This window comes from Cellulophaga sp. RHA_52 (assembly GCF_007827205.1).
Taxonomy (GTDB): Bacteria; Bacteroidota; Bacteroidia; order Flavobacteriales; family Flavobacteriaceae; genus Cellulophaga; species Cellulophaga lytica.
The window spans coordinates 3,146,905-3,168,291 of record NZ_VIRZ01000001.1 but is presented as its reverse complement, the minus strand read 5'-3'; the positions used below and the strand labels follow the sequence as shown (position 1 = coordinate 3,168,291).

The window sequence follows — 21,387 nt, the reverse complement described above, 5'->3', positions numbered from 1 at the left end:
TAATGCGGTATTCTTATTCTATTTTAAAATCCAAATCTACGTAAGTAGGAGGCAAGCATCTAGAGTCGTCACAAACCATAAATTCTACTTCAGCTACAACAGTAGTTTTACCTGGTTTAGTTAATTTAATACGTTGTGTAAAACTAGCTTTTTTTTCAAAATAGGTAATTTTCATATTAAAAACTGGGTCATCTACAGTATGTCCTTTACCTTCTTTAGTTTTGCCAGCTATTGTATAGTTATCTCCTGTTTCAAAAATGAAAGCCGTAGCTATTGGTCCGCCTTCTGGTACTACTTGTGAGTATAGGTGCCAACCATCATCTATAGTAGCTGTAGCAACTAAATCATACTCTGTGGCAGATATTTTTTTCACTGATGTTTTCCAAGTAACTGGTTCTAATATTTGTCCGTATGAGCTAATACTTATTGCTAATACAACAATTGCTAAAAAATATTTTTTCATTGTAAATTTTTTAAGTTGTTAGTTAGTATGCAAATTGCATACCATATTATTTATTTTTAAAGTTAGATACACCTTCTTTTAACCAGTTGTGATACTCGGTTACATCTGGTGTGTAAGCAACGGGTTCGTTTAAGCTTTCTTCATCATGGCCCATAAGCACATAGTATGGCTGTGCATTAGTGCCATAACGTATTTGTTGTAACTCACTCCATTGTTGCCCAGTATAACGTAATTTTTTGCCCGGTCTTAGTTTAGAATCTGGAGCTTCTCCTTCAAACTTAATTTTTTCATCAACATATAAAGAAATTAAAACAACATCGTTTTTTAATACGTTTAGTACGTTTTCCTTTACCCAAACGTTTTGTTCCATTTTTCTACAGTTAACACAAGCATGACCTGTAAAATCTATCATTACAGGTTTATTAACTTTTTTGGCATAAGCTAACCCTTTTTCATAATCATTAAAAGCAAGTATGTTATGTGGTGCCATTAAATGTGCACCTTCTGGTACTTCTTGAGTATGTGTAGCTGTACCACCACCAGTTTGCATATTACCAACACCATAAGGAGATTCACTGTAATGTTGTGGCGGAGGAAAAGCACTAATTAAGTTTAATGGTGCTCCCCATAAACCAGGAATCATATATATTGTAAATGCTAATGTTACCAAACCTAAACTTAACCTACCTACAGAAATATGTTTTAACGGAGAATCATGTGGTAGTTGTAATTTACCAAATAAGTATAGTGTTAAGGCTCCAAAAACTGCTATCCATATTGCTATAAATACTTCGCGTTCTAGTAAGTGCATTTGTAAAACCATATCTGCGTTAGATAAAAATTTAAATGCTAAAGCAAGTTCTAAGAATCCTAAAACAACTTTTACAGAGTTTAACCATCCGCCAGATTTTGGTAAAGAGTTTAACCAACCAGGGAAAGCGGCAAACAAAGCAAATGGCAATGCAATTGCTAAAGAGAAACCAAACATACCTACAATTGGTCCTATTTGACTACCGCCAGAAGCTGCTTGCACTAATAAGGTGCCAACAATTGGGCCTGTACAAGAGAAAGATACTATAGCTAATGCTAGTGCCATAAAGAATATACCCACTAAACCTCCACGGTCTGCTTGTTTGTCTACTTTATTAGCCCAAGAATTTGGTAGCATAATTTCAAAAGCTCCAAGAAACGACGCGGCAAATACTAATAGTAGTACAAAGAAAATAATGTTAAACCATACATTTGTAGATAGTGCATTTAATGCATCGGCACCAAAAACAGCACTAACTATAATACCTAATAATAGGTATATTACAATAATAGAAATACCGTATATAATGGAATTACGTATACCTTTAGCTTTGGTTTTACTTTGTTTTGTAAAGAAACTAACCGTCATAGGTATCATAGGAAACACACAAGGCGTTAGTAAGGCAGCAAAACCAGATAAAAATGCAATAAAGAAGATAGAGAATAACCCTTTTTCAGAACCTTCTTTTTCTTTAGATTCTTTGCTAGTATTAGCTTCGTCTTTTTTAGCTTCTGTTGTTGCAGGGGCTTTTTCTGCTTTTATATTAAATACGATGTCTTTGTAAGTAGGAGGTAAGCATTGCGAGTCATTACAAACCATATAGTTTACTTCTCCTTTAACTACAGATAACTCTTTGTTTACAAGTTTTATACGTTGTTTAAATGTAGCAGAGTTTTCAAAATATTTAACTATCATATTATCAAAAGCAGGTTCTGGAGCAGAATGTCCTTCTTCTTCAGATGGTGAGTCTACTAATGTATAGTCCTCACTTTCAACAAAAGTAAATTCAGTAGCAACTGGTCCGCCTTCTTCTAAATGCTGAGAATATAAATGCCATGAAGCATCTATAGTTGCTTTCATGACTAAATCGTATTCTGTATCAGAAATTTTTTCTACAGATGTAGACCAACTTACTGGGTCTAAGATCTGTGCTTTTACTGTACTGCTAAAAGCAGTAGTAAAAATAACTAGTAGGAAATAAAAAGTACGTTTATTCAAAATATAATATTTATGGATATATAATATAAGACGTAAAAATAACAAAGAACCCTTACTTTAATGTTGTTAAAATTGGTTAATATTTTAAAGTTAAGTTTACGCTTTCTTAATATATGAGTAGATTATAAGTGGTTTGGGTGACAAAAAAATAAAAATATTGAGTAAAAAAAATCATCTTGATAAATTACCAAGATGATTTTTATTCTTTAAAGTGTATAGTTTTCTGTATTACAACAGGCTATTTAAAACCTCTTTTAACTTAGGGTCAGATGGTTTAGGAGCCTTTGCATTTACAATATTACCGTCGGGATTTATTAAAATAAAATGCGGAATACCTTTTATAACATAGTCTTGTATAAAATCAGATTCAAAATTATTATCAGCAATTAACTGTATGCCGCCTAATTCTTTATCAACAACCATTTGTTTCCATTTATTATAGGCATCTGGTCTATCTAAAGAGATACTAACAAACTCTATGTTTTTGTTATGATATGCTTCTTCTGTTTCTTTTAAAGCAGGTATTTCTGCCAAACAAGGTCCGCACCAAGTAGCCCAAACGTCTATATACACATATTTACCTTTTAAATCTTCTAAAGAAGTTTTACCACCAGCGTGATTTTCATAACCAACAAACTTAGGAGAAGGGTTACCTTTATCTAATAATTTTAAATTTTTATATTGCTTTTCTATTTTAGCTATTAACTCTTTATCTGTAGCAATTGACTTAAATTTAGCATAATACTCATCCATATTAAATTTAGGATTAGAGTTTTGATGCATATCCATTTTATGTGTAATTACATATTCTACATCTGATAACAATTCGTTTTTAATGAACTCTGATTTTGACTTGGCTGCAACAGCTAAAACAGGGTACTTACTATTTTTAGTCTCTTTTGCTATTTCATTTTGTAATTTTTGTCTGGCCAACGATTTATATCCGTTATGATTTTTATAATCTTCATCGTTATAATAGTTAACCTGGTCAAGTTCTTGTAAAGACTCTTTAGACATTTTAAAGTCCTTATTTTTTACATAGCGCGTATGCCAATTTTTATAGTTTGATAAAGCTAAAAGGTAATTATAGTTATTGTCTTTTTTATGAAATGCTATAAATTTATTAGAAAGTCCTTCAGTTTTATCTAATTTATTATTTAAAGTTGTTTTGTGATTATTGATTTTTTCTTTAAAAGATTTCTCTTCTAATTTTAACAAATCAGCATCAACTTTAAAACTAGAATTTTGTTCTTTTTTAAACTTTAAATAATTATTCTCTAGTTCACCTTTGCCAACGATTGAGATTGTATTATCAAAATCTTTTGCATCAGCATTAATTTTAAGATTAAATTCTTTTTCTATGTATAGATTAATTTTATTGTTGTCAACCATAAAAGAATATTCGCCTTCAGGAGCTTTAATGGTATCTAAAAACAAACCATTTGCAGTAATACTTATAGTGTCAGCATACGTACTATTCTTTTTAATAAGTGTTATTTTCTTACCCTTAGTGTTTGTAATATTTCCTTTTAAAATTGCATAATCTAATGTATGTACTTCTTTTTCTTTACAGGCTACTATACTTAAAATAAGGAGTCCGAGAGTAATAATCTTTTTTTTCATAGAAATTATTTTAAATAAGAGGATTACAAGTTAATAAGTTTTTTCTTATAATGTAGAGGTGTTTACAAAAAAAATCATCTTGATAAACTACCAAGATGATTTTTATATTTTAAAGTGTATAGTTTGCTGTATTACAGCAGGCTATTTAAAACTTCTTTTAACTTAGGGTCAGATGGTCTAGGAGCATTTGCATTTACAATATTACCTTCTGTATCTAATAATATAAATTTAGGAATACCTTGTATAACATAGTCTTGTATAAAATCAGATTCAAAATTATTATCAGCAATTAATTGTATGCCGCCTAATTCTTTATCAATAACCATTTGTTTCCATTTATTATAGGCATCTGGTCTATCTACAGAGATACTAACAAACTCTATGTTTTTGTTATGATATGCTTCTTCTGTTTCTTTTAAAGCAGGTATTTCTGCCAAACAAGGTCCGCACCAAGTGGCCCAAACATCTATATACACATATTTACCTTTTAAATCTTCTAAAGAAGTTTTACCACCAGCGTGATTTTCATAACCAACAAACTTAGGAGAAGGATTGCCTTTTTCTACTGCTTTTAATTTAGTATAATAATCTTTAACTGTCTTGTTTATCTCTTCATCTGTAGATGCAGAGATAAAGGTGTTATAGTACTCGTCTAACTTATCTGTAATAGTAATACCAAAAATAGCATCTTTTAATAAGCCATTTCTAATAGCATCAGATTCTATTGGAGCAACAGTTTTAAGCATAGCTAAGTCAAAAGAAATACTGTCTTTTTCTGCCTTTTTAGTTGCAATTTTACTGTAGTGGGCAGTTACCAAAGATTTATAAGCACTAGAGTTGCTAAAATCTTTGTCATTAGTAATGTCTATAGCGTCTAGCTCTGCTAAAAAGTTGTCAGAAACTTTAAACTCTGGTTTTTTAGCATAGTGTTGGTGGTATCTTTCATAGTTAGATAAATTTACTAGGTAACTGTAATTATTATCGTTCTTTTGAGTTGTTTTAAATGCTTCTGTTAAACCTTCTGTATTATCTACTAAAGAGTTTAATGCCTTTTTTTGAGAAGTCATTTCTTCCTTAAAAGCTGCCTCATCTAAAGTATATGGATTGGTGTCACTTTTAAAAGTAGCTTCTTTTTCTTTTTTTGCCTTAAAAAAGCTGTTTTCTGTAGAACCATTGCCAGTTATAACAATACTTTTGTTAAAATCTGTAGCATCTGCATTAAGTGCAATATTAAAACCTTCCTCTAAGTAAATATCGGTTCTGTTTTTATCATTAATAACTGCATAATGCCCTTTTGGATTTGCAATAGTATCTGTAAAAGTACCATCTGCAGCAATAGTAACTGTATCTATAGCTTTTCTATTGCTAAAACTAGCAATAATTAGCTCTGTACTGCTTGCATTTTTAATTTTTCCTGTAACTACAGCATAGTCTACAGGAGTAGATTCTGTTTTACAAGAGGCTAAGCTAATTACAGCTAAACCAAGCGCATAAATTGATTTTTTCATAAGTTATTGTTGTTTAGGTTTGAACGCAATTTCGTAAGTTTTTGCGCCTTTTAATAATGTTTTTGTAAATTTTTGAATGTCTTTAGTAGTAATAGCGCTTATAATGTTTTCAAAATTCTTAGGATTGTTCATATTATATCCTTCTAAAACATAATTTTGAAGCAAACTCATATCATAACTATTGTAGTCTTTAGACTCTTTACGTTCTTTAATAAAGTTGGTTAAAGTTTTGTCTAAATCTGTCTGATTTATTTCTCCGTTAGCTATTTTTTTAATTTCTACGTGAACAATTTTTAATAAATCGTCTACTTTATCTGGGTTACAATCAAAACCAACAGAAATACTTCCTTCAGATATTGGTCTTTTAGAAAAGCTTGCACCAGCTCTTGGAGAGTAAGCGCCACCTTCTGCTTCTCTAACAGTTTCTGTAACCCTTAATTGTAAAATATCTCCTAAAGCACTTGCTAAAATAGCATTCTTTAAGCTGTATTTCATCTCGTTTTTGTAGCCAACTCTAACAGATCCTTTTTCATCTTCCATTTTTAAGAAGATATCTTTGTCTATAGCATTGCTTGTCCAAACTTTAGGGTCTACTTTGTAATTTTCTTTAGTAGTATTGGCAGAAATACTTGCAATATATTTTGCTAGCAATGGTTTTAATGCATCTTTTTTAACATCACCAACAACAAAAAATGTAAAATCAGCAGCATTCTTAAACCTGTCTAGGTAAACAGCTTTCATTTTATTAAAAGTAACATCTTCCATATATGCTTTATCCATAAGACGAACTTTAGGATTGTTGTTACCGTACAACGTAACAGTAACACTGTCTTGCATTTTAGAATTTATGTCTTTGCTTTTACGAGCCAAATAGTTGGTAATGTTACCTTGTAATACCTTATAAGCATCTTCATCAAACCTTGGTTTTTCAAAACGTAAATAAACCATTTGTAACATAGTTTCTACATCTTTAGTTGTAGATGAGCCACTAATACTTTCTGTTAAATCTGATAAGTTAATACTTGTGTTTGCAGTTTTACCAGCCAATACTTTTGGTAACTCTGTAGCAGAAAAATCTCCCAAGCCAGACATTTGTACTATGTTACCCATAATATTAGCAGAAGGTAAATCTTCTGTAGCTAATAAAGAAGTACCACCATAGCTTGTAGCTACTAGTTTAACATCGTTTTTATTTTTGTCTGCAAATTTGTAATACACTTTAACACCATTACTTAGTGTAAAAATTGTAGCTCCTGTTTCTTTGTTTTCTTCTTCAGATACAACACTGCCTACTGTAATATTTACATCAGATATTAATGTTTTGCCACTAAATTTATCTGTATAAGCAGTTAACTCACTGTTATTTTCTGATGCATTGATAATAACAAGTCCTTCTTCTTTTGTAAGGTTGTTTTTTCCTTTAACACCAGTAACACTTAATGTTCTGTTTTCTTTAGAGTAAAGAGCTTTAAGGGTATTATTAAAATCTTCTTTAGTGACAGATGAAAATATTGCTTGTACAATTTTATATTCTTCTGCAATAGGAGTAATAGTTTGTTTAGATAAGTAATCTGCCTTTATAGCATTTATTAATTGTCCGTGAGGTGTATCATCAACCTTACTAATTGCATTTTCATAATAGTTTGCGTATTGTTTTTTTATACGATCTATTTCACCATCTGTAAATCCAAATTTTAAAGCTCTGTTAACCTCATTCATTACTGTTTTAAAAGCTTCTTGTTGTTTACCTGGTTTTGGGGTAATATCAATAGATAAATCATTATTAAGTTTTGCTTTTTCTGCAAACCTAACTCTTGCGGCTAAAAAAGGAGCATCTGGTTGTTGTTGTATCTCACCAAGTCTAGTAGATACCATAGATGTTGCTATATTTCTTAAAAGAGATGTTTTAAGGTCGCCAATAGTTTGCTCTTTAATTTTTTTAGGATGATTAATGCTAAAACTAATATTTGCTGTAGATACTTCTTCATCCATAGCAATATTATAAAGCATTTCTTTATTTCCAGGTATTTCTACATAAAAACGTTCTTTAGGGTTTTTAACAGCTGGTATTTTAGAAAATTTATCTTTTAATTTTTGTTCAATTTCATCTACGTTAATATCACCAACAATAGCAATAGCTTGTAAATCTGTACGGTACCAATCATGGTAAAAATCTCTTAAGGCTTTGTACTCAAAATTCTCTACAATATTCATTAAGCCAATAGGTAACCTTTTGCTGTATTTAGAGTTGTTAAACATAATGGGTAAAGATTGTTGTAAAATCCTCATTCTACCATTTTGGCGTGTTCTCCATTCTTCTTTAATAACACCACGTTCTGCATCAATCTCCTCGTCTGTAAGTAATAGGTAGTTAGACCAATCATGTAATACCAATAAACACGTATCAATTAAGCCATCTTTAGTAGGTATATTGTCCATATTGTATACAGTTTCATCAAAGCTTGTGTATGCATTAATATCTCTGCCAAAAACAGCTCCGTGTTTTTGTAATGTGTTTAAAATACCTTTTCCTTCAAAGTTTTTTGTACCGTTAAAGGCCATATGTTCTAAAAAGTGAGCTAAACCTTGTTGGTTATCGTTTTCTAGTATAGAGCCCACATTTTGTATAATGTAGTAACTGGCAACGCCTTTGGTAACGTCTGTGTTGTAAATGTAATAAGTCATTCCATTAGGTAAAACACCTTTTTTATATTTGGTGTTTACTGGCAATGGTTGGTTTAAATCTAACCCTTGGGCAGAAAGGCCTAAGCATAGAAATAAACAAAGTAGCGTTGTAATTTTCTTCATTTTTAAAAATTTGTTAGTTTTTTGTGAGTTTATAATAATAGACGTGTATAAAAAGGGCAACCCTTATTGTAATACTGTTAAATAAATGGTAAAATGTAAGTCTGTCTGTTTGTAATTTGTTACAAATTACTTTACTCTTTTTAAAAAGTTATATTGTATTAGCAAGTGCTTTTTGCAACTATAACCTTAAGTTTACGCTACAGAAATTGTAAGTTGCTATTGCTTTTTATTTTTTTACGCTAGTCGAAGATAATTTGTTATCCGTCTATAAATACATTATAAATTAGTTGTATTAACATATTTTTAAATTGTATTTTGATTAAAAATTCTAAATTAGTGACTTCTGTTTTTTAGTAATTACCAAACAAAAAACAAAGCAAGGGCACAAAAAAGAAGCTCTAATCATTGTAATTAACCAAATTAACTCAAACAAAAATAATATGCAGATAATAGAATCTTCAACTATGTATGACGTTATCATAGTTGGTTCTGGTGCTGGTGGAGGTATGGCAACCAAAGTTTTGTCTGAAGCCGGACTTAAAGTTGCTGTAGTAGAAGCAGGTCCTTTTTTTGATCCTAAAGATCCCAAACAACAAACCCAATTTAAATGGCCTTATGAGTCTCCACGAAGAGGAGCTAATACCGTAAGAGATTTTGGAGAGTTTGATATGGCTCTTGGAGGATGGAATATAGAAGGAGAACCATACACGCAAAAAAACGGATCTAAATTTGCGTGGTTTAGATCTAGAATGCTTGGAGGAAGAACCAACCACTGGGGGCGTATATCTTTACGTTTTAGCGAAAGAGATTTTAAGCATAAAGATGTAGATGGTTTAGGAGAAAACTGGCCTATTGGTTATGATGATGTTAAACCGTATTACGATAAAGTAGATAAACTAATTGGTGTTTTTGGTTCTAAAGAAGGTTTGGTTAATGAGCCAGACGGATTTTTCTTGCCAGCACCAAAACCAAGATTGCACGAGTTGTACTATATGGACGGAGCTAAAAAATCTGGTGTTCCTGTTATACCTGCTCGTATGTCTATGGTTACAAAAAAAGTAAATAAAGACCGTGGAGTATGTGTCTATTGTGGGCAGTGCGGCAGATCTTGTCAATATTATGCAGATTTCTCATCTGGTAGTTGTTTAATTTTTCCGGCACAAAATAATGGAGGCCAAATAGATTTGTTTGTAAACTCTATGGTTAGGGAGGTTACTACCAATGATGAGGGTAAAGCAACTGGTGTATTATACATTAATAAGGAAGACCGTAAAGAGTACAGACTAAAGGGTAAGGTGGTTGTTATGGCAGCATCTGCTTGTAGTTCTGCACGTATACTATTAAACTCTAAAAGCAAGCAACATCCAGCAGGTTTGGGTAATAGTAGTGGTTTAATTGGTAAGTATTTACATGATTCTACCGGAGCAAGTAGAGGTGGATTTATACCTGCTATGATGGACCGAAAAATGTATAACGAAGACGGGGTAGGTGGTATGCACGTATATTCGCCTTGGTGGCTAGATAATAAAAAATTAGATTTCCCTAGAGGTTATCATATAGAAGTATGGGGCGGAATGGGAATGCCAAACTACGGTTTTGGTTTTAACCCAAATAGCTTTAATGAGTATTTTGGAGAAAAAGTAGGTGGCTATGGTAATAGTTTGCGTTCTGATGTTAAAAAATATTACGGAGCTACATTAGGCTTTGGTGGAAGAGGAGAATCTATAGCGCAAGAAACTAATTATTGCGAAATAGACCCAAACACAGTAGATGAATTTGGTATTCCTGTATTACGTTTTAATTACCAGTGGACAGATTATGAGCGTAAACAAGCAAAGCATATGCAAGAAACGTTTGAAGAAATAATTCATAATATGGGTGGTAAAGTGTTAGGAGATACACCTACTGCAGAACAAGATTATGGACTTAATAAACCAGGAGAAATTATACATGAGGTTGGTACTACACGTATGGGAGATAACCCAAAAACTTCTGTAGTTAACCAATATGAGCAAATGCATGATGTAGACAACGTTTTTATTGTAGATGCTGGTCCGTTTGTTTCTCAGGCAGATAAAAATCCAACCTGGACAATTTTAGCATTGGCTTGGAGAACATCAGATTATATTGTAGAACAGTTTAAACAGCAAAATATCTAAGTTATGGATAGAAGAAAAAGTATAAAATCTATTATTCTTGGCGGTGTAGCCGGTGGTTTAGCTTTAAACGGTTGTAAACCAGGTGTAGATAGTGATACAACTAGTACAGAAGAAGCAGTTGTAGATGAAAAGTATTTTGGACGTACACCAGAAGAAAAAGAGCAAATAGCAAAATTAAATGCAGAACAATTTTTTAATGAACACCAAATGGAAACCCTAGGTGTTTTATGTGCTTTAATTTTACCAGCAAATGAAAAATATGGTAGTGCTACAGATGTTGGTGTTCCAGATTTTATAGAGTTTATGGCTAAAGATATACCTGCATACCAAACACAGCTTAAGGGAGGTTTAATGTGGTTAGACCATACAAGTAATAAAGATTATGGAGTAGAGTTTAAAAAAGCTACACCAGAGCAGCAAAAAGTTATTTTAGATGCTATTGCTTATCCAGATAAAGAAGAGCCAACTTATGAGCAAAACTTCTTTTCTTTAATGCGTAATTTAACTGTTACAGGTTATTATACATCTAAAGAAGGAATAGAAGATCTTGGTTACAAGGGTAATACGCCAAATGTATGGGATGGTGTACCACAAGACGTGTTAGATAAGCACGGAAAATCTTACCCAAAAGAATGGATGCCTAAGTTTGTAGACCAAAGCAAACGTAATATTATGGCAGAATGGGATGATGATATGAATTTAATTACATAAATCATTTGGTTTTAAATTAAGAATGTTAAATTGCCTTTAGAGTTATAATCTAAAGGCAATTTTTGTTTTTAGAAGATGTATTATTGAATTCTTATAAAAATGAAACCAAAACACTTATTACTATTATTACTAATTTGTATTACTATTGCTTGTAAAAACAATAAAACAACGGCAGCAATTAATATAGTAACTAAAGACACTACAGTAGTTAAAAAAGATACTGTTCTGCTACCACCAGTTAAGCAAGAGATTAAATATAAATCTTTATCTGGTTTGGCAGATACCACTTTTGTGCGTTTGGCAGATTATAGTGGCGATTTTGCTTATGATTTACGTTACGCAACAACAAATAACTTTTTAAAAGCTAAGGTGTATGATTGTCCAGAGTGTTATACTCGCGTTAAAACTGCTAAGGCTCTTTTAAAGGCAAATAAAGAATTTGTAAAACTTGGATACCGAATTAAATTTTTTGATTGTTACAGACCAAACTCTGTACAGTATAAAATGTGGAAAATAGTTCCTAATCCGCAATATGTGGCAAATCCTAAAAAGGGATCTATACACAACAAAGGTGGTGCTGTAGATATAACTTTAGAAACTCTAGATGGCGAGGAAGTAGATATGGGAACAGATTTTGATTTTTTTGGAAAAAGAGCTTACCATGACAATACCAATTTACCTAAAGAAATTTTAGCAAACAGAAAGTTGCTAAAAGAAACAATGGAAAAATATGGCTTTTGGTCTATACGTACAGAGTGGTGGCATTACAATTTGTCTGCAATGTCTAATGCAAAAGTTGCTAATTTTAAGTGGGACTGTGGTGAGTAATATTATTGTATTTTACTGCAGAGCAATACAATTTTAGTGTTATTGCAGTCTGTTGTAAAAAATAGGTAGGTGCTACCACCATCTTTAATTTTAAACTTTTTACGAATATTAGCTACACTTTCAGGAAAATTACGTGTTGTAATATTAGCTTTTATTAGTTTTAAACGCTGAATTTCTTTTTTGTTAAAAGCTATTTTTTTTTCAACTTTAAAACATCTGCCTGCAAAATTTAGTAAGGTGTTAGAAGTGTATAAATGTGTATGTTCATGCAATTTATGTAGTTTGTAATGTGCAGCAACAGATTTAAAAGCTCCTGCTTTTAAAATAGCCGAATTAGGCTCGTAAATGTACTGTTGAGGTTCACTATAGGTTAATGCAACTTCTTTTTCATCTGTATAGTTAAAAGAAAAAAGAGCATCTTCAGTTTTAGTTAGGTTAATGGTTTTTATGGTAATGTCTCCAATATATTCTTTTTTTAAAACCCATAATAATTCTTTTACGTCATTGTTAAGTGCTACAACGTGTATTTCTTTTACATTTTGTAATGATTTTATTCCAACTGAAAAATCTAACAGCGGAGATGTTTTTATAAGTATATTATCAGCTTTGCTAAAAATTAAATCTAAATGTTCTGGTACATTTGGTAAGCAATCTTCTAAAAAAAACACTTTTCCTTTGGCATCATTTCTTCTAGATGGATCTATGTAAATCCAATCAAAAAATAAGGTTGATTTTTTTAAGTAATCTAGTCCGTTTACGGCATAAGTTTTTATGTTATTAGCGCCTAATGTATTAAAGTTGTGTGTAGCTATTTTAGATACGTTTTCAGAAATTTCACAGTGGTAAACTCTTGTAATTTTTTTAGCAAAAAAGAAACAGTCTACACCTAGTCCTCCGGTAAGGTCTATTAAAGTATTACCGCTAACTAAACTTGCCTTGTAATTTGCTGTTTTTTCTGATGAGGTTTGCTCTATATTTAACTTGTTAGGGTAATAAATATTTGGGGTGTTAAACCAGGTAGGTAATTTATCTTTACACTTTTTTTTAGCTTCAATTTGTGCTGCTAATTCTTTATTAGTAACATTAGCAATAGTGCTTTTTTTTAGTAAAACAGATATAATATCTGTGTCTAAATTATGGGCAATAAAATCCTGAGCTTGGGTATGTAAAATAGCAGTGTTCAACCTTAAAATTATAAATTTTTAGTCATAGATTTTACAATTTTATTGTCTGCAAAAAATTCTTTTAAAATAACTTTAATTGCAGTGTAACCAGGTACAGCTATTATCATCCCTGTAATACCAAAAAGAAGTCCGCCAATAATTATAACAAGAAAAATTTCTAAAGGATGAGATTTTACACTATTTGAAAATATAAACGGTTGTGAAAAGAAATTATCTACCAATTGACCAATAATAAAACCAATCATTACATAGCCTGTTTTTGGTAAAATAACCTCACTAAAACTTTCACCTAAATTGCTAGACATTGTTAATGTTACCATTAAAGCACCACCAATTATAGGACCTACATACGGTATTAAGTTTAATAAAGCACACAAAAATGCAATTACAATGGCGTTTTCTATGCCTACAACTAGTAAAACAATGGTGTAAATAACAAATAATATTAGTATCTGAAAAACAAGTCCAACAAAATATCTAGATAGTAGACTGCTAATAGTGTCCATAGATTTTTTAAATCGTCCTTCTTTGTTTTGTGGTGTTAGCATTAAAAGTCCGTCACTAAATAGTTTGCGATCTTTTAAAAAGAAAAAAGTAATAAATAATACTGAAAACAGCCCAATACTTAAACTGCCAAGTACACCTACAAGAGAATTTAAAAAGTTAGGTATAAAGGCAAAATCTACATTAGTTAAAAAGTTTGATGATTTTACATTCTCCTCTAATTCTGTAGTGCTTACGCCAAAGTAATTAATAACTTCTGTGTATAAGTTTTCTATATTACCTTGTAACTGATTAATATCTAACAGAGCTAAATTATGCCCTTGTTGTATAATAAGCGGAATAAAAAGCGCAATTATACCGCCTACAATGCCTATTAAAAAAAACATAGTAATAATAACGGCTAAAGTGTTATTAAATTTTAATTTATCGCGTAGAAATAAAACAATAGGCCTACCAATTAATGAGGCAACAGCTGCAATAGAAATATATACTAAAACAGAACTAATTTTGTATAAAAAAAAGCACAATAGTACAATGCCTACTATAATGCCAAGTGCACGTAAAATGCCATCTGCTATTGTTTTTGCTTTCATTTATTACTTAGTTGTTAAAAACGTATTTTATAATATTTGCGCCCATTTGCAAAGCTTTTAACCTTACATCTGCATCATCATTATGTACTTCTTGATCTTCCCAGCCATCTCCTAAATCGCTCTCTAAAGTAAATAGCAATATAAGTCTATTATTGTGAGTAATTCCAAAGGCTTGTGGTCTTTTTCCGTTGTGCTCGTGTATTTTAGGTAAACCGTCTTTAAATTTAAACTTCTGATTAAAAATAGGGTGGTTAGCACCTAACTCTTCTAGTTTTTTATTAGGAAATAATTTAGCTATTTCTTTTCTAATATACGGTTCCATACCGTAATTATCATCAATATGTAAAAAACCACCAGATAGTAAGTAGGTTTTTAAGTTTTCTGCTTCTTCATTAGAAAAAACAACGTTTCCGTGTCCTGTCATATGTAAAAAAGGATACTGAAAAATACCTATGTTGCTAACTTCTACAGTTGCTGGTTTTGGTTTTATTTTTGTGTCTATTTCCTTATTGCAAAACTGTATTAAGTTAGGTAACGCAGTTGGGTTTGCATACCAATCTCCGCCACCATTATATTTTAAAATTGCTATTTCTTGAGCTTGTAAATTAGCTGTAATAGTAAATGAGACTAACAAACAAAAAATCGCAATTTTTTTCATACAAGTAAATGGAGATTTAAAAATGTTTAAAATACTATCCGTTATTAATCATAGCAACTGTAGCACAGGCTACTATAGCAGCTGTTTCTGTACGTAACCTGTTTTTTCCTAAAGATACAGGAATAAAACCATTTACATAAGCTTGTTTAATTTCTGCGGAAGAAAAATCGCCTTCAGGACCAATTAAAATAGTAACATCTTTGTCTGCAGCAACTCTTCTTTTAAGCTCTACTTTTTCTTCTTCTTCGCAGTGAGCAATAAATAATAAATCTTTATGCTCTTTTTGTACAAACTCAGCGTAAGGTATTGGAGCGTTTAATTTAGGTAAGTATGTTTGTAAAGACTGTTTCATAGCAGATTGCAATACTTTTTCCATACGCTCTAGTTTTAGTACTTTACGTTCAGAGTGGTCGCAAATTATAGGTGTAATTTCGTCTACACCAATTTCTGTAGCTTTTTCTAAAAACCACTCAAACCTATCGTTCATTTTTGTTGGTGCAACAGCTATGTGCAACCAATGCATAGGTCTGTGTTTTTTTTCTTTAGATGTAATTTGAGCTTTACATTTTTTTACATCAGCAACCATAATTTTAGCCGTAAATAAATATCCATTACCATTGGTTATGTATAATTCATCTCCTTCTACCTTACGTAACACCTTTACAATATGCTTGCTTTCTTCTGGAGGAAAAACAAATTGAGAAATACTATTGTCTAAAGTGCTGTTATAAAATAATTGCATAAAATATATTAATTTGGTTACTGTTTGTTATTCGTTAATTACGTAACGTGCTTTTGCTGTAATTTCTTGTGTTGTAAATAATTCTTCTTTGTATTTTAAGTAGCCAACTATACCTATCATAGCAGCATTATCTGTACAAAATTGAAAAGGCGGAATAAATGTTTTCCAACCGTGTTTTTGTTCTGCTTTTTGCAATATTTTTCTAATGCCAGAATTTGCAGATACGCCACCACCTATAGCAATTTGTTTAACACCTGTTTGTGCAACCGCTTTTTTAAGCTTGCTTAGCAGTACATTTATTATGGTGTATTGTATAGATGCACAAATATCATTTAAATTTTCTGCAATAAAATTGGGGTTTTTTTGTGTTTCTCTTTGTATAAAATAAAGTACACTTGTTTTAAAGCCACTAAAACTAAAGTCTAAACCACCAACTTTAGACTTAGGAAACGGAAATGCTTTTGGGTTGCCTAATTGTGCATACTTATCTATTAAAGGTCCGCCGGGGTATGGTAAACCTAAAATTTTTGCACTTTTATCAAAGGCTTCACCAACAGCATCATCTAAGGTTTGACCCAAGATTTCCATATCAAAATAGCTTTTAACCAGTACAATTTGCGTGTGTCCGCCACTAATTGTCATTCCAATAAAAGGGAACTCTGGTTTTTTACCTGTTTCATTATCAATAAAATGCGCCAAAATATGAGCTTGCATGTGGTTAACCTCTATTAAGGGTATATTTAGACCCAAAGCTAAAGATTTTGCAAAGGAGGTACCTACAAGTAAAGATCCCATTAATCCAGGACCTCTTGTAAAAGCTATTGCAGATAAGTCTTTTTTGTTGATATTTGCCTTAGCTAGCGCTTGGTGCACCACAGGTACAATGTTTTGTTGGTGTGCTCTAGAGGCTAGCTCAGGAACAACACCACCGTATTCTTCATGAATCTTTTGTGTAGCAACAACATTACTAAGCATTTTACTATTGTGTAAAACTGCCGCAGATGTGTCGTCACATGAAGATTCTATTGCAAGTATATAGATATTGTTTTTTTCCACGTATTTTTGGAATAAATATTGAAGTAACAAAGGTAAAACATAAAGAGCTATCAAAAAACTATTTAAAATACTACTAAGAATATTGCTGGTTTTATTACTGCTTTGTCTGTTAGCGACTTTTATTTTCTCATTATCATCTGTACAAACACGCCTGGCTAATTACGCTACAAATACTATAAATAAAGATTTTGGGACAAATTTACAGATAGATAAGCTAAAAGTTAATTTTATTACTTGGAATACATCTGCAAAGGGTATTTATGCAGAAGATGAGCAAAAAGATACTCTTTTTTATATAGGAGACCTTACTACATCAATATTAGATATTAAAAATTTAGTAAAAGGACAGTTAGAGTTTGGAGATATAAATGTAGACAACCTTCATTTAAAATTAAAAACATACAAAGGAGAAAGCAGTTCTAATTTAGAGGTGTTTATAGATAAGTTAGATGATAAAAAACCTAGAGCAGAAGGAGCAAAGCCTTTTAAAATGGTTTCTGGTAATGTAAATATTGGTAATAGTAGGTTTCAGTTAATTGATGAAAACTTAGAAAAACCACAACAATTAGATTTTAAAAATTTAAATATTGGCGCAACAGATTTTTTAATTTTAGGGCCAGATGTATCTACGCAAATAAACACATTAACTTTTACCAGCAGAAGAGGGCCAAAGGTAGAAAACTTAACCACAGCATTTAAATACTCTAGAACACAAATGAGATTTGATGCATTGCAGATAAAGACAAAAGAGTCTGACTTAAAAGGAAACTTGGTTTTTAATTATGACCGTAAAGACTTTAAAGATTTTATTAATAAAGTGCAAATAGATGCCAATTTTGTAGATTCTGAAATTGCCTTGGATGATATTAATATGCTATACAACCAGTTTGGTAGTGGTAAAAAAATAAGCTTATCTACAAATGTTACTGGTGTTTTAAATGATTTAAGCACAAAAAAATTAATGCTGTTTTCTGATAATACAGGTGTTAGAGGAGATTTTAATTTTAAAAATTTATTTACATTAAGTAAACCCTATGTTATAGATGCTGATATGAAAAGTGTAACCACAAGTTATTATGAGTTACGCTCTTTATTACCAAACATATTGGGTAAAGTGTTGCCATCATCTTTTTCTAAATTTGGACAATTTACTGTTAGAGGAATAACATCTATTACACAGACATTAGTAAGTGCTAAAGTTAATATTAATACAGCTATAGGTAGTAGTTATTCTGATGTAGAACTTACCAATATAAACAATATAGATAATGCAAATTACCACGGGTTTATATCTCTTATAGATTTTGATTTGGGTAAGTTTTTAGACAATAAAACTTTGGGTAAAGCTACTGTAGACATTAATGTAGACGGTAATGGGTTTGTAGCAGAAACTATGAATACAGAAATAACAGGTGAAGTTTATAGCATTAAATTTAATAACTACGTCTACAAAAATATTAAAGTGGTATCTGGTACTTTAAAAGAACAGTTTTTTGATGGTGCTTTACTAAGTAATGATCCTAATTTAAAACTTAATTTTAAAGGTCTTGCAGATTTTTCATCAGATAACAACACGTTTGATTTTATAGCGTCTGTAGACTATGCTAATTTTAAAGCTTTAAATTTTATTAATGATAGCGTATCTGTGTTTAAGGGTAATATTAATATGGATATTACAGGTAATACGTTAGATAACATTGTTGGAGCTATAAAGTTTAGAGAAACTAGTTATCAAAATAAAAACGACACCTATTACTTTGAAGATTTTGAGGTTACCTCTAATTTTGAAACAGACTCTCTACGTAAAATAACCATTAATTCGCCAGATATTATAACGGGTTATTTAGAAGGTAATTTTAAAGTAAATGAGTTAGATAAGTTAATACAAAACTCTATTGGTAGTATATATACCAACTATAGGCCATTTAAAATATCTGAAGGTCAAAAAGTAAATTTTAAGTTTAATATTTATAATAAAATTGTAGATGTATTTTTCCCAAAAGTAAAATTTGGGTCAAATACATTTATTAGAGGTAAAGTTGTTGCAGATAAAGGAGATTTTAAACTCACCTTTAAGTCGCCACAAATAGAGGCTTATGGCAATAAGCTTGATAGTATTAACGTAAAAATAGATAATAAAAATCCGCTTTTTAATACGTTTATTTCTGTAAATGATGCTACCACTAATTTTTATGATGTAAAAGATTTTAAACTAATTAATACCAAGCTAAAAGATACATTGTTTTTTAGAACGGAATTTGCAGGTGGCCGTGGTTATGATGATACTTATTATTTAAACTTTTACCACACATTTAATAAAAATAACAGATCAGTTATAGGACTTAAGCGTTCTTCTATATTACTAAAGGGTAATGAGTGGGTGGTTAATAAAAACAGAGACAAAAAAAATAAAGTTATAGTTAACAGAACACTAGATAGTATAGATATTAAGGAAATTGTTTTTAATAATAATGCTAATGAACAAATACGCCTAAGTGGTAAGGTAATAGACTCTACTTATAAAGATTTGTTATTGGAGTTTAGTGATGTGTCATTGCATAAAATAACACCAGCGCTAAAAAATTTAGAGCTTAAAGGAGAAGTTAATGGCTCTTTAAATATTTACCAAGAAGAAGGTAAATATTTACCTTCTAGTAGTTTAACAATGACAGATTTTACAGTTAATGATATTAGATTAGGTAATTTAGGGGTAGAAATTGTTGGTAATGATAATTTAACTTCATTTGATGTAGAAACACACTTACGTAACAAAGGACAAGATAGGTTAGTTGTTGCAGGTGAAATAATAAATAAAAATAGTAGCCCTACTGCAGATTTAGATGTAGAGTTTAGTGATTTTTTAATGGAGCCTTTTTCTAATTTAGGAGAAGGTATACTGTCTAATATTAGGGGCTCTATAAGCGGAAAAGCTAAAATAACAGAGAGTTTAAGTAATCCAGATATTTCTGGTAAATTATTATTAGATAAAGCAGGTTTAGCAATAGATTATTTAAATGTAGATTATAGTTTTGCAAATAACTCTGTTGTTAATTTGTACAAACAAACTTTTGATTTTGAAGACATTCAACTTACAGATGTAACTAAAAATACCACTGCAACATTAGATGGTACTATTAGTCATAAAGAATTTGCTGCTTGGGATTTAGATTTAAATGTAAACACAAACAATAACCGTTTTTTAATTTTAAATACAGATTTTTCAGAAGAGAGTTTGTATTATGGTACAGGTTATTTAAATGGTACGGGTAAAATTTACGGTTCTACTAAAGCACTTAATATTGATGTTATTGGAGCAACAGCAAAAGGAACATCTCTTAAAATACCATTAAGTGATGTTGCTACGGTTGGCGATTATAGTTTTATTAATTTTGTAACCAAGCAAACCGAAGAGGATAAAAGAAGAGAGTTGCAAAATTATGAAGGCTTAGAGTTAATGTTTGATTTGGATGTTACGCCAGAAGCAGAAGTAGAAATAGTAATAGACCCTAATACAAAAAGCTCATTAAAAGGTACTGGTGGTGGCACTATATTAATGGAAATTAATACCAATGATAAGTTTAATATGTATGGCGAATTTGCAGTTGCTACAGGTGAATACAACTATAAGTACGGAGGTATTATAAACAGAAAGTTTACTGTAGAGCCAGGAGGAACAATTATTTGGGACGGTTCTCCTTTAAACGCAGAGGTTAATATGCGTGCTATTTACTCTTTAGATGCAAACCCAGCTCCTTTATTAGATAATTCTGACTACACAAACCGTATACCTGTAGATGTTGTGGTAAGTTTACAAGGAGAGTTAGAAAAACCAGAAGTAGATTTTAATATAGAGTTTCCAAGTACCAGTTCTATTGTAAAATCTGAATTAGAATATAGATTGTTAGATCATAATTTTGAACAAAACAATGCATTTTACTTATTAATGCAAGGTACGTTTGTAAATGAAGAAAGTGGTTTAAATGCTACGGCATTAAGCGGTAACTTAACACAAACAGCATCTGGACTACTAAACTCGGTTTTTAAAAGTAACGGAGAAAATTTAGATTTAGGTATTGTTTATGAGCAAGGAAACCTAAATCCAAACGCTATACAAACAGAAAATAGAGTAGGTGTAACGGTATCTACAAAACTTGGAGAAAAAATATTATTTAACGGTAAATTTGGTGTTCCTGTAGGTGGTGTAGGAGAATCTGTAGTTGCTGGTGATATGGAAGTGCAAATTATTTTAAATGATAAAGGTACCCTTAGTGCTAAAGTATTTAACAGAGAAAACGAAATTCAACAATTTTTAGCAGAACGTCAAGGGTATACTCAAGGTGTAGGTTTAAGTTATCAGGTAGATTTTGATACGTTTAAGGAATTAATGACTAAAATTTTTCCTAATAAAGCACGTAAAGAAGAGGAGCCAAAAGTAGAAGAAAACTCAAAAAAACCTCAACACTAAAATTACAGATACTTAAATTCTACCTAGGGAAATATTTTTTTTCTTCATTTTTATCC

At 31.1% G+C, this 21,387-nt stretch carries 14 protein-coding genes; 4 read left to right on the top strand and 10 right to left on the bottom strand.

What is annotated here, in order from left to right; translation table 11 throughout:
* Positions 1-13: 13 nt before the first annotated feature.
* The 5 genes from JM80_RS13970 to JM80_RS13950 all read right to left on the bottom strand — a co-directional run bounded on the left by JM80_RS13970 (position 14) and on the right by JM80_RS13950 (position 8,431).
* The gene (locus JM80_RS13970; RefSeq protein ID WP_034644350.1) at positions 14-463 is read right to left on the bottom strand and encodes a protein-disulfide reductase DsbD domain-containing protein; all 450 of its coding nucleotides are present in this window, start codon (positions 461-463) and stop codon (positions 14-16) included.
* 46 nt (positions 464-509) lie between these two features.
* Positions 510-2,492, bottom strand: coding sequence for a cytochrome c biogenesis protein CcdA (locus JM80_RS13965; RefSeq protein ID WP_144710653.1), 1,983 nt, complete (start codon positions 2,490-2,492; stop codon positions 510-512).
* 228 nt (positions 2,493-2,720) lie between these two features.
* Entirely contained in the window at positions 2,721-4,115 is a 1,395-nt protein-coding gene (locus tag JM80_RS13960) for a TlpA disulfide reductase family protein (protein ID WP_144710651.1), read from the bottom strand.
* Positions 4,116-4,246: 131 nt separating this feature from the next.
* Positions 4,247-5,623, bottom strand: a complete 1,377-nt coding sequence (locus tag JM80_RS13955; protein ID WP_144710649.1) for a TlpA disulfide reductase family protein — start codon at positions 5,621-5,623, stop codon at positions 4,247-4,249.
* Positions 5,624-5,626: 3 nt separating this feature from the next.
* Complete coding sequence (locus JM80_RS13950; protein WP_144710647.1) at positions 5,627-8,431, bottom strand: pitrilysin family protein; 2,805 nt, start codon at positions 8,429-8,431, stop codon at positions 5,627-5,629.
* Between the two features lie 440 nt (positions 8,432-8,871).
* Here JM80_RS13950 and JM80_RS13945 point away from each other — a divergent pair, with 440 nt between their 5' ends.
* From JM80_RS13945 to JM80_RS13935, 3 genes are all read left to right on the top strand, one after another.
* Positions 8,872-10,590, top strand: a complete 1,719-nt coding sequence (locus JM80_RS13945) for a GMC family oxidoreductase (protein WP_013622148.1) — start codon at positions 8,872-8,874, stop codon at positions 10,588-10,590.
* Positions 10,591-10,593: 3 nt separating this feature from the next.
* Positions 10,594-11,301 (top strand): gluconate 2-dehydrogenase subunit 3 family protein, encoded by a 708-nt coding sequence (locus tag JM80_RS13940; RefSeq protein ID WP_013622149.1) that lies wholly within the window; start codon positions 10,594-10,596, stop codon positions 11,299-11,301.
* 99 nt (positions 11,302-11,400) lie between these two features.
* Positions 11,401-12,129, top strand: coding sequence for a M15 family metallopeptidase (locus tag JM80_RS13935; RefSeq protein WP_144710645.1), 729 nt, complete (start codon positions 11,401-11,403; stop codon positions 12,127-12,129).
* A 2-nt stretch (positions 12,130-12,131) separates the two neighbouring features.
* On the opposite strand, the gene JM80_RS13930 is transcribed toward JM80_RS13935, so the two are convergent.
* Genes JM80_RS13930 through tsaD form a run of 5 tightly spaced genes read right to left on the bottom strand, consistent with a single transcriptional unit; the run spans position 12,132 to position 16,866 of the window.
* Complete coding sequence (locus JM80_RS13930) at positions 12,132-13,313, bottom strand: class I SAM-dependent methyltransferase (RefSeq protein ID WP_144710643.1); 1,182 nt, start codon at positions 13,311-13,313, stop codon at positions 12,132-12,134.
* An 8-nt stretch (positions 13,314-13,321) separates the two neighbouring features.
* Entirely contained in the window at positions 13,322-14,410 is a 1,089-nt protein-coding gene (locus JM80_RS13925; RefSeq protein ID WP_013622152.1) for an AI-2E family transporter, read from the bottom strand.
* A gap of 7 nt (positions 14,411-14,417) precedes the next feature.
* Entirely contained in the window at positions 14,418-15,068 is a 651-nt protein-coding gene (locus JM80_RS13920; protein ID WP_013622153.1) for a DUF4159 domain-containing protein, read from the bottom strand.
* Positions 15,069-15,102: 34 nt separating this feature from the next.
* Positions 15,103-15,810 carry a 16S rRNA (uracil(1498)-N(3))-methyltransferase gene (locus JM80_RS13915; protein WP_013622154.1) on the bottom strand — a complete coding sequence of 236 codons (708 nt, stop codon included), beginning with the start codon at positions 15,808-15,810 and terminating at the stop codon, positions 15,103-15,105.
* 27 nt (positions 15,811-15,837) lie between these two features.
* On the bottom strand, positions 15,838-16,866 hold the full coding sequence (gene tsaD / locus JM80_RS13910; protein WP_144710641.1) for a tRNA (adenosine(37)-N6)-threonylcarbamoyltransferase complex transferase subunit TsaD: 1,029 nt from the start codon (positions 16,864-16,866) through the stop codon (positions 15,838-15,840).
* A gap of 82 nt (positions 16,867-16,948) precedes the next feature.
* On the opposite strand from tsaD, the gene JM80_RS13905 reads away from it, so the two are divergent.
* A complete protein-coding gene (locus tag JM80_RS13905) occupies positions 16,949-21,331 on the top strand; it encodes a translocation/assembly module TamB domain-containing protein (RefSeq protein WP_144710639.1) in 4,383 nt (1,460 codons plus the stop codon).
* Positions 21,332-21,387: the final 56 nt, after the last annotated feature.

Bases quoted from the DNA above. Each gene is read 5' to 3' on its own strand.
- JM80_RS13970 (WP_034644350.1), bottom strand. From the start codon at position 463: ATGAAAAAATATTTTTTAGCAATTGTTGTATTAGCAATAAGTATTAGC.
- JM80_RS13935 (WP_144710645.1), top strand. From the start codon at position 11,401: ATGAAACCAAAACACTTATTACTATTATTACTAATTTGTATTACTATT.
- JM80_RS13955 (WP_144710649.1), bottom strand. From the start codon at position 5,623: ATGAAAAAATCAATTTATGCGCTTGGTTTAGCTGTAATTAGCTTAGCC.
- JM80_RS13945 (WP_013622148.1), top strand. From the start codon at position 8,872: ATGCAGATAATAGAATCTTCAACTATGTATGACGTTATCATAGTTGGT.
- JM80_RS13915 (WP_013622154.1), bottom strand. From the start codon at position 15,810: ATGCAATTATTTTATAACAGCACTTTAGACAATAGTATTTCTCAATTT.
- JM80_RS13940 (WP_013622149.1), top strand. From the start codon at position 10,594: ATGGATAGAAGAAAAAGTATAAAATCTATTATTCTTGGCGGTGTAGCC.
- JM80_RS13950 (WP_144710647.1), bottom strand. From the start codon at position 8,431: ATGAAGAAAATTACAACGCTACTTTGTTTATTTCTATGCTTAGGCCTT.
- JM80_RS13925 (WP_013622152.1), bottom strand. From the start codon at position 14,410: ATGAAAGCAAAAACAATAGCAGATGGCATTTTACGTGCACTTGGCATT.
- JM80_RS13920 (WP_013622153.1), bottom strand. From the start codon at position 15,068: ATGAAAAAAATTGCGATTTTTTGTTTGTTAGTCTCATTTACTATTACA.
- JM80_RS13960 (WP_144710651.1), bottom strand. From the start codon at position 4,115: ATGAAAAAAAAGATTATTACTCTCGGACTCCTTATTTTAAGTATAGTA.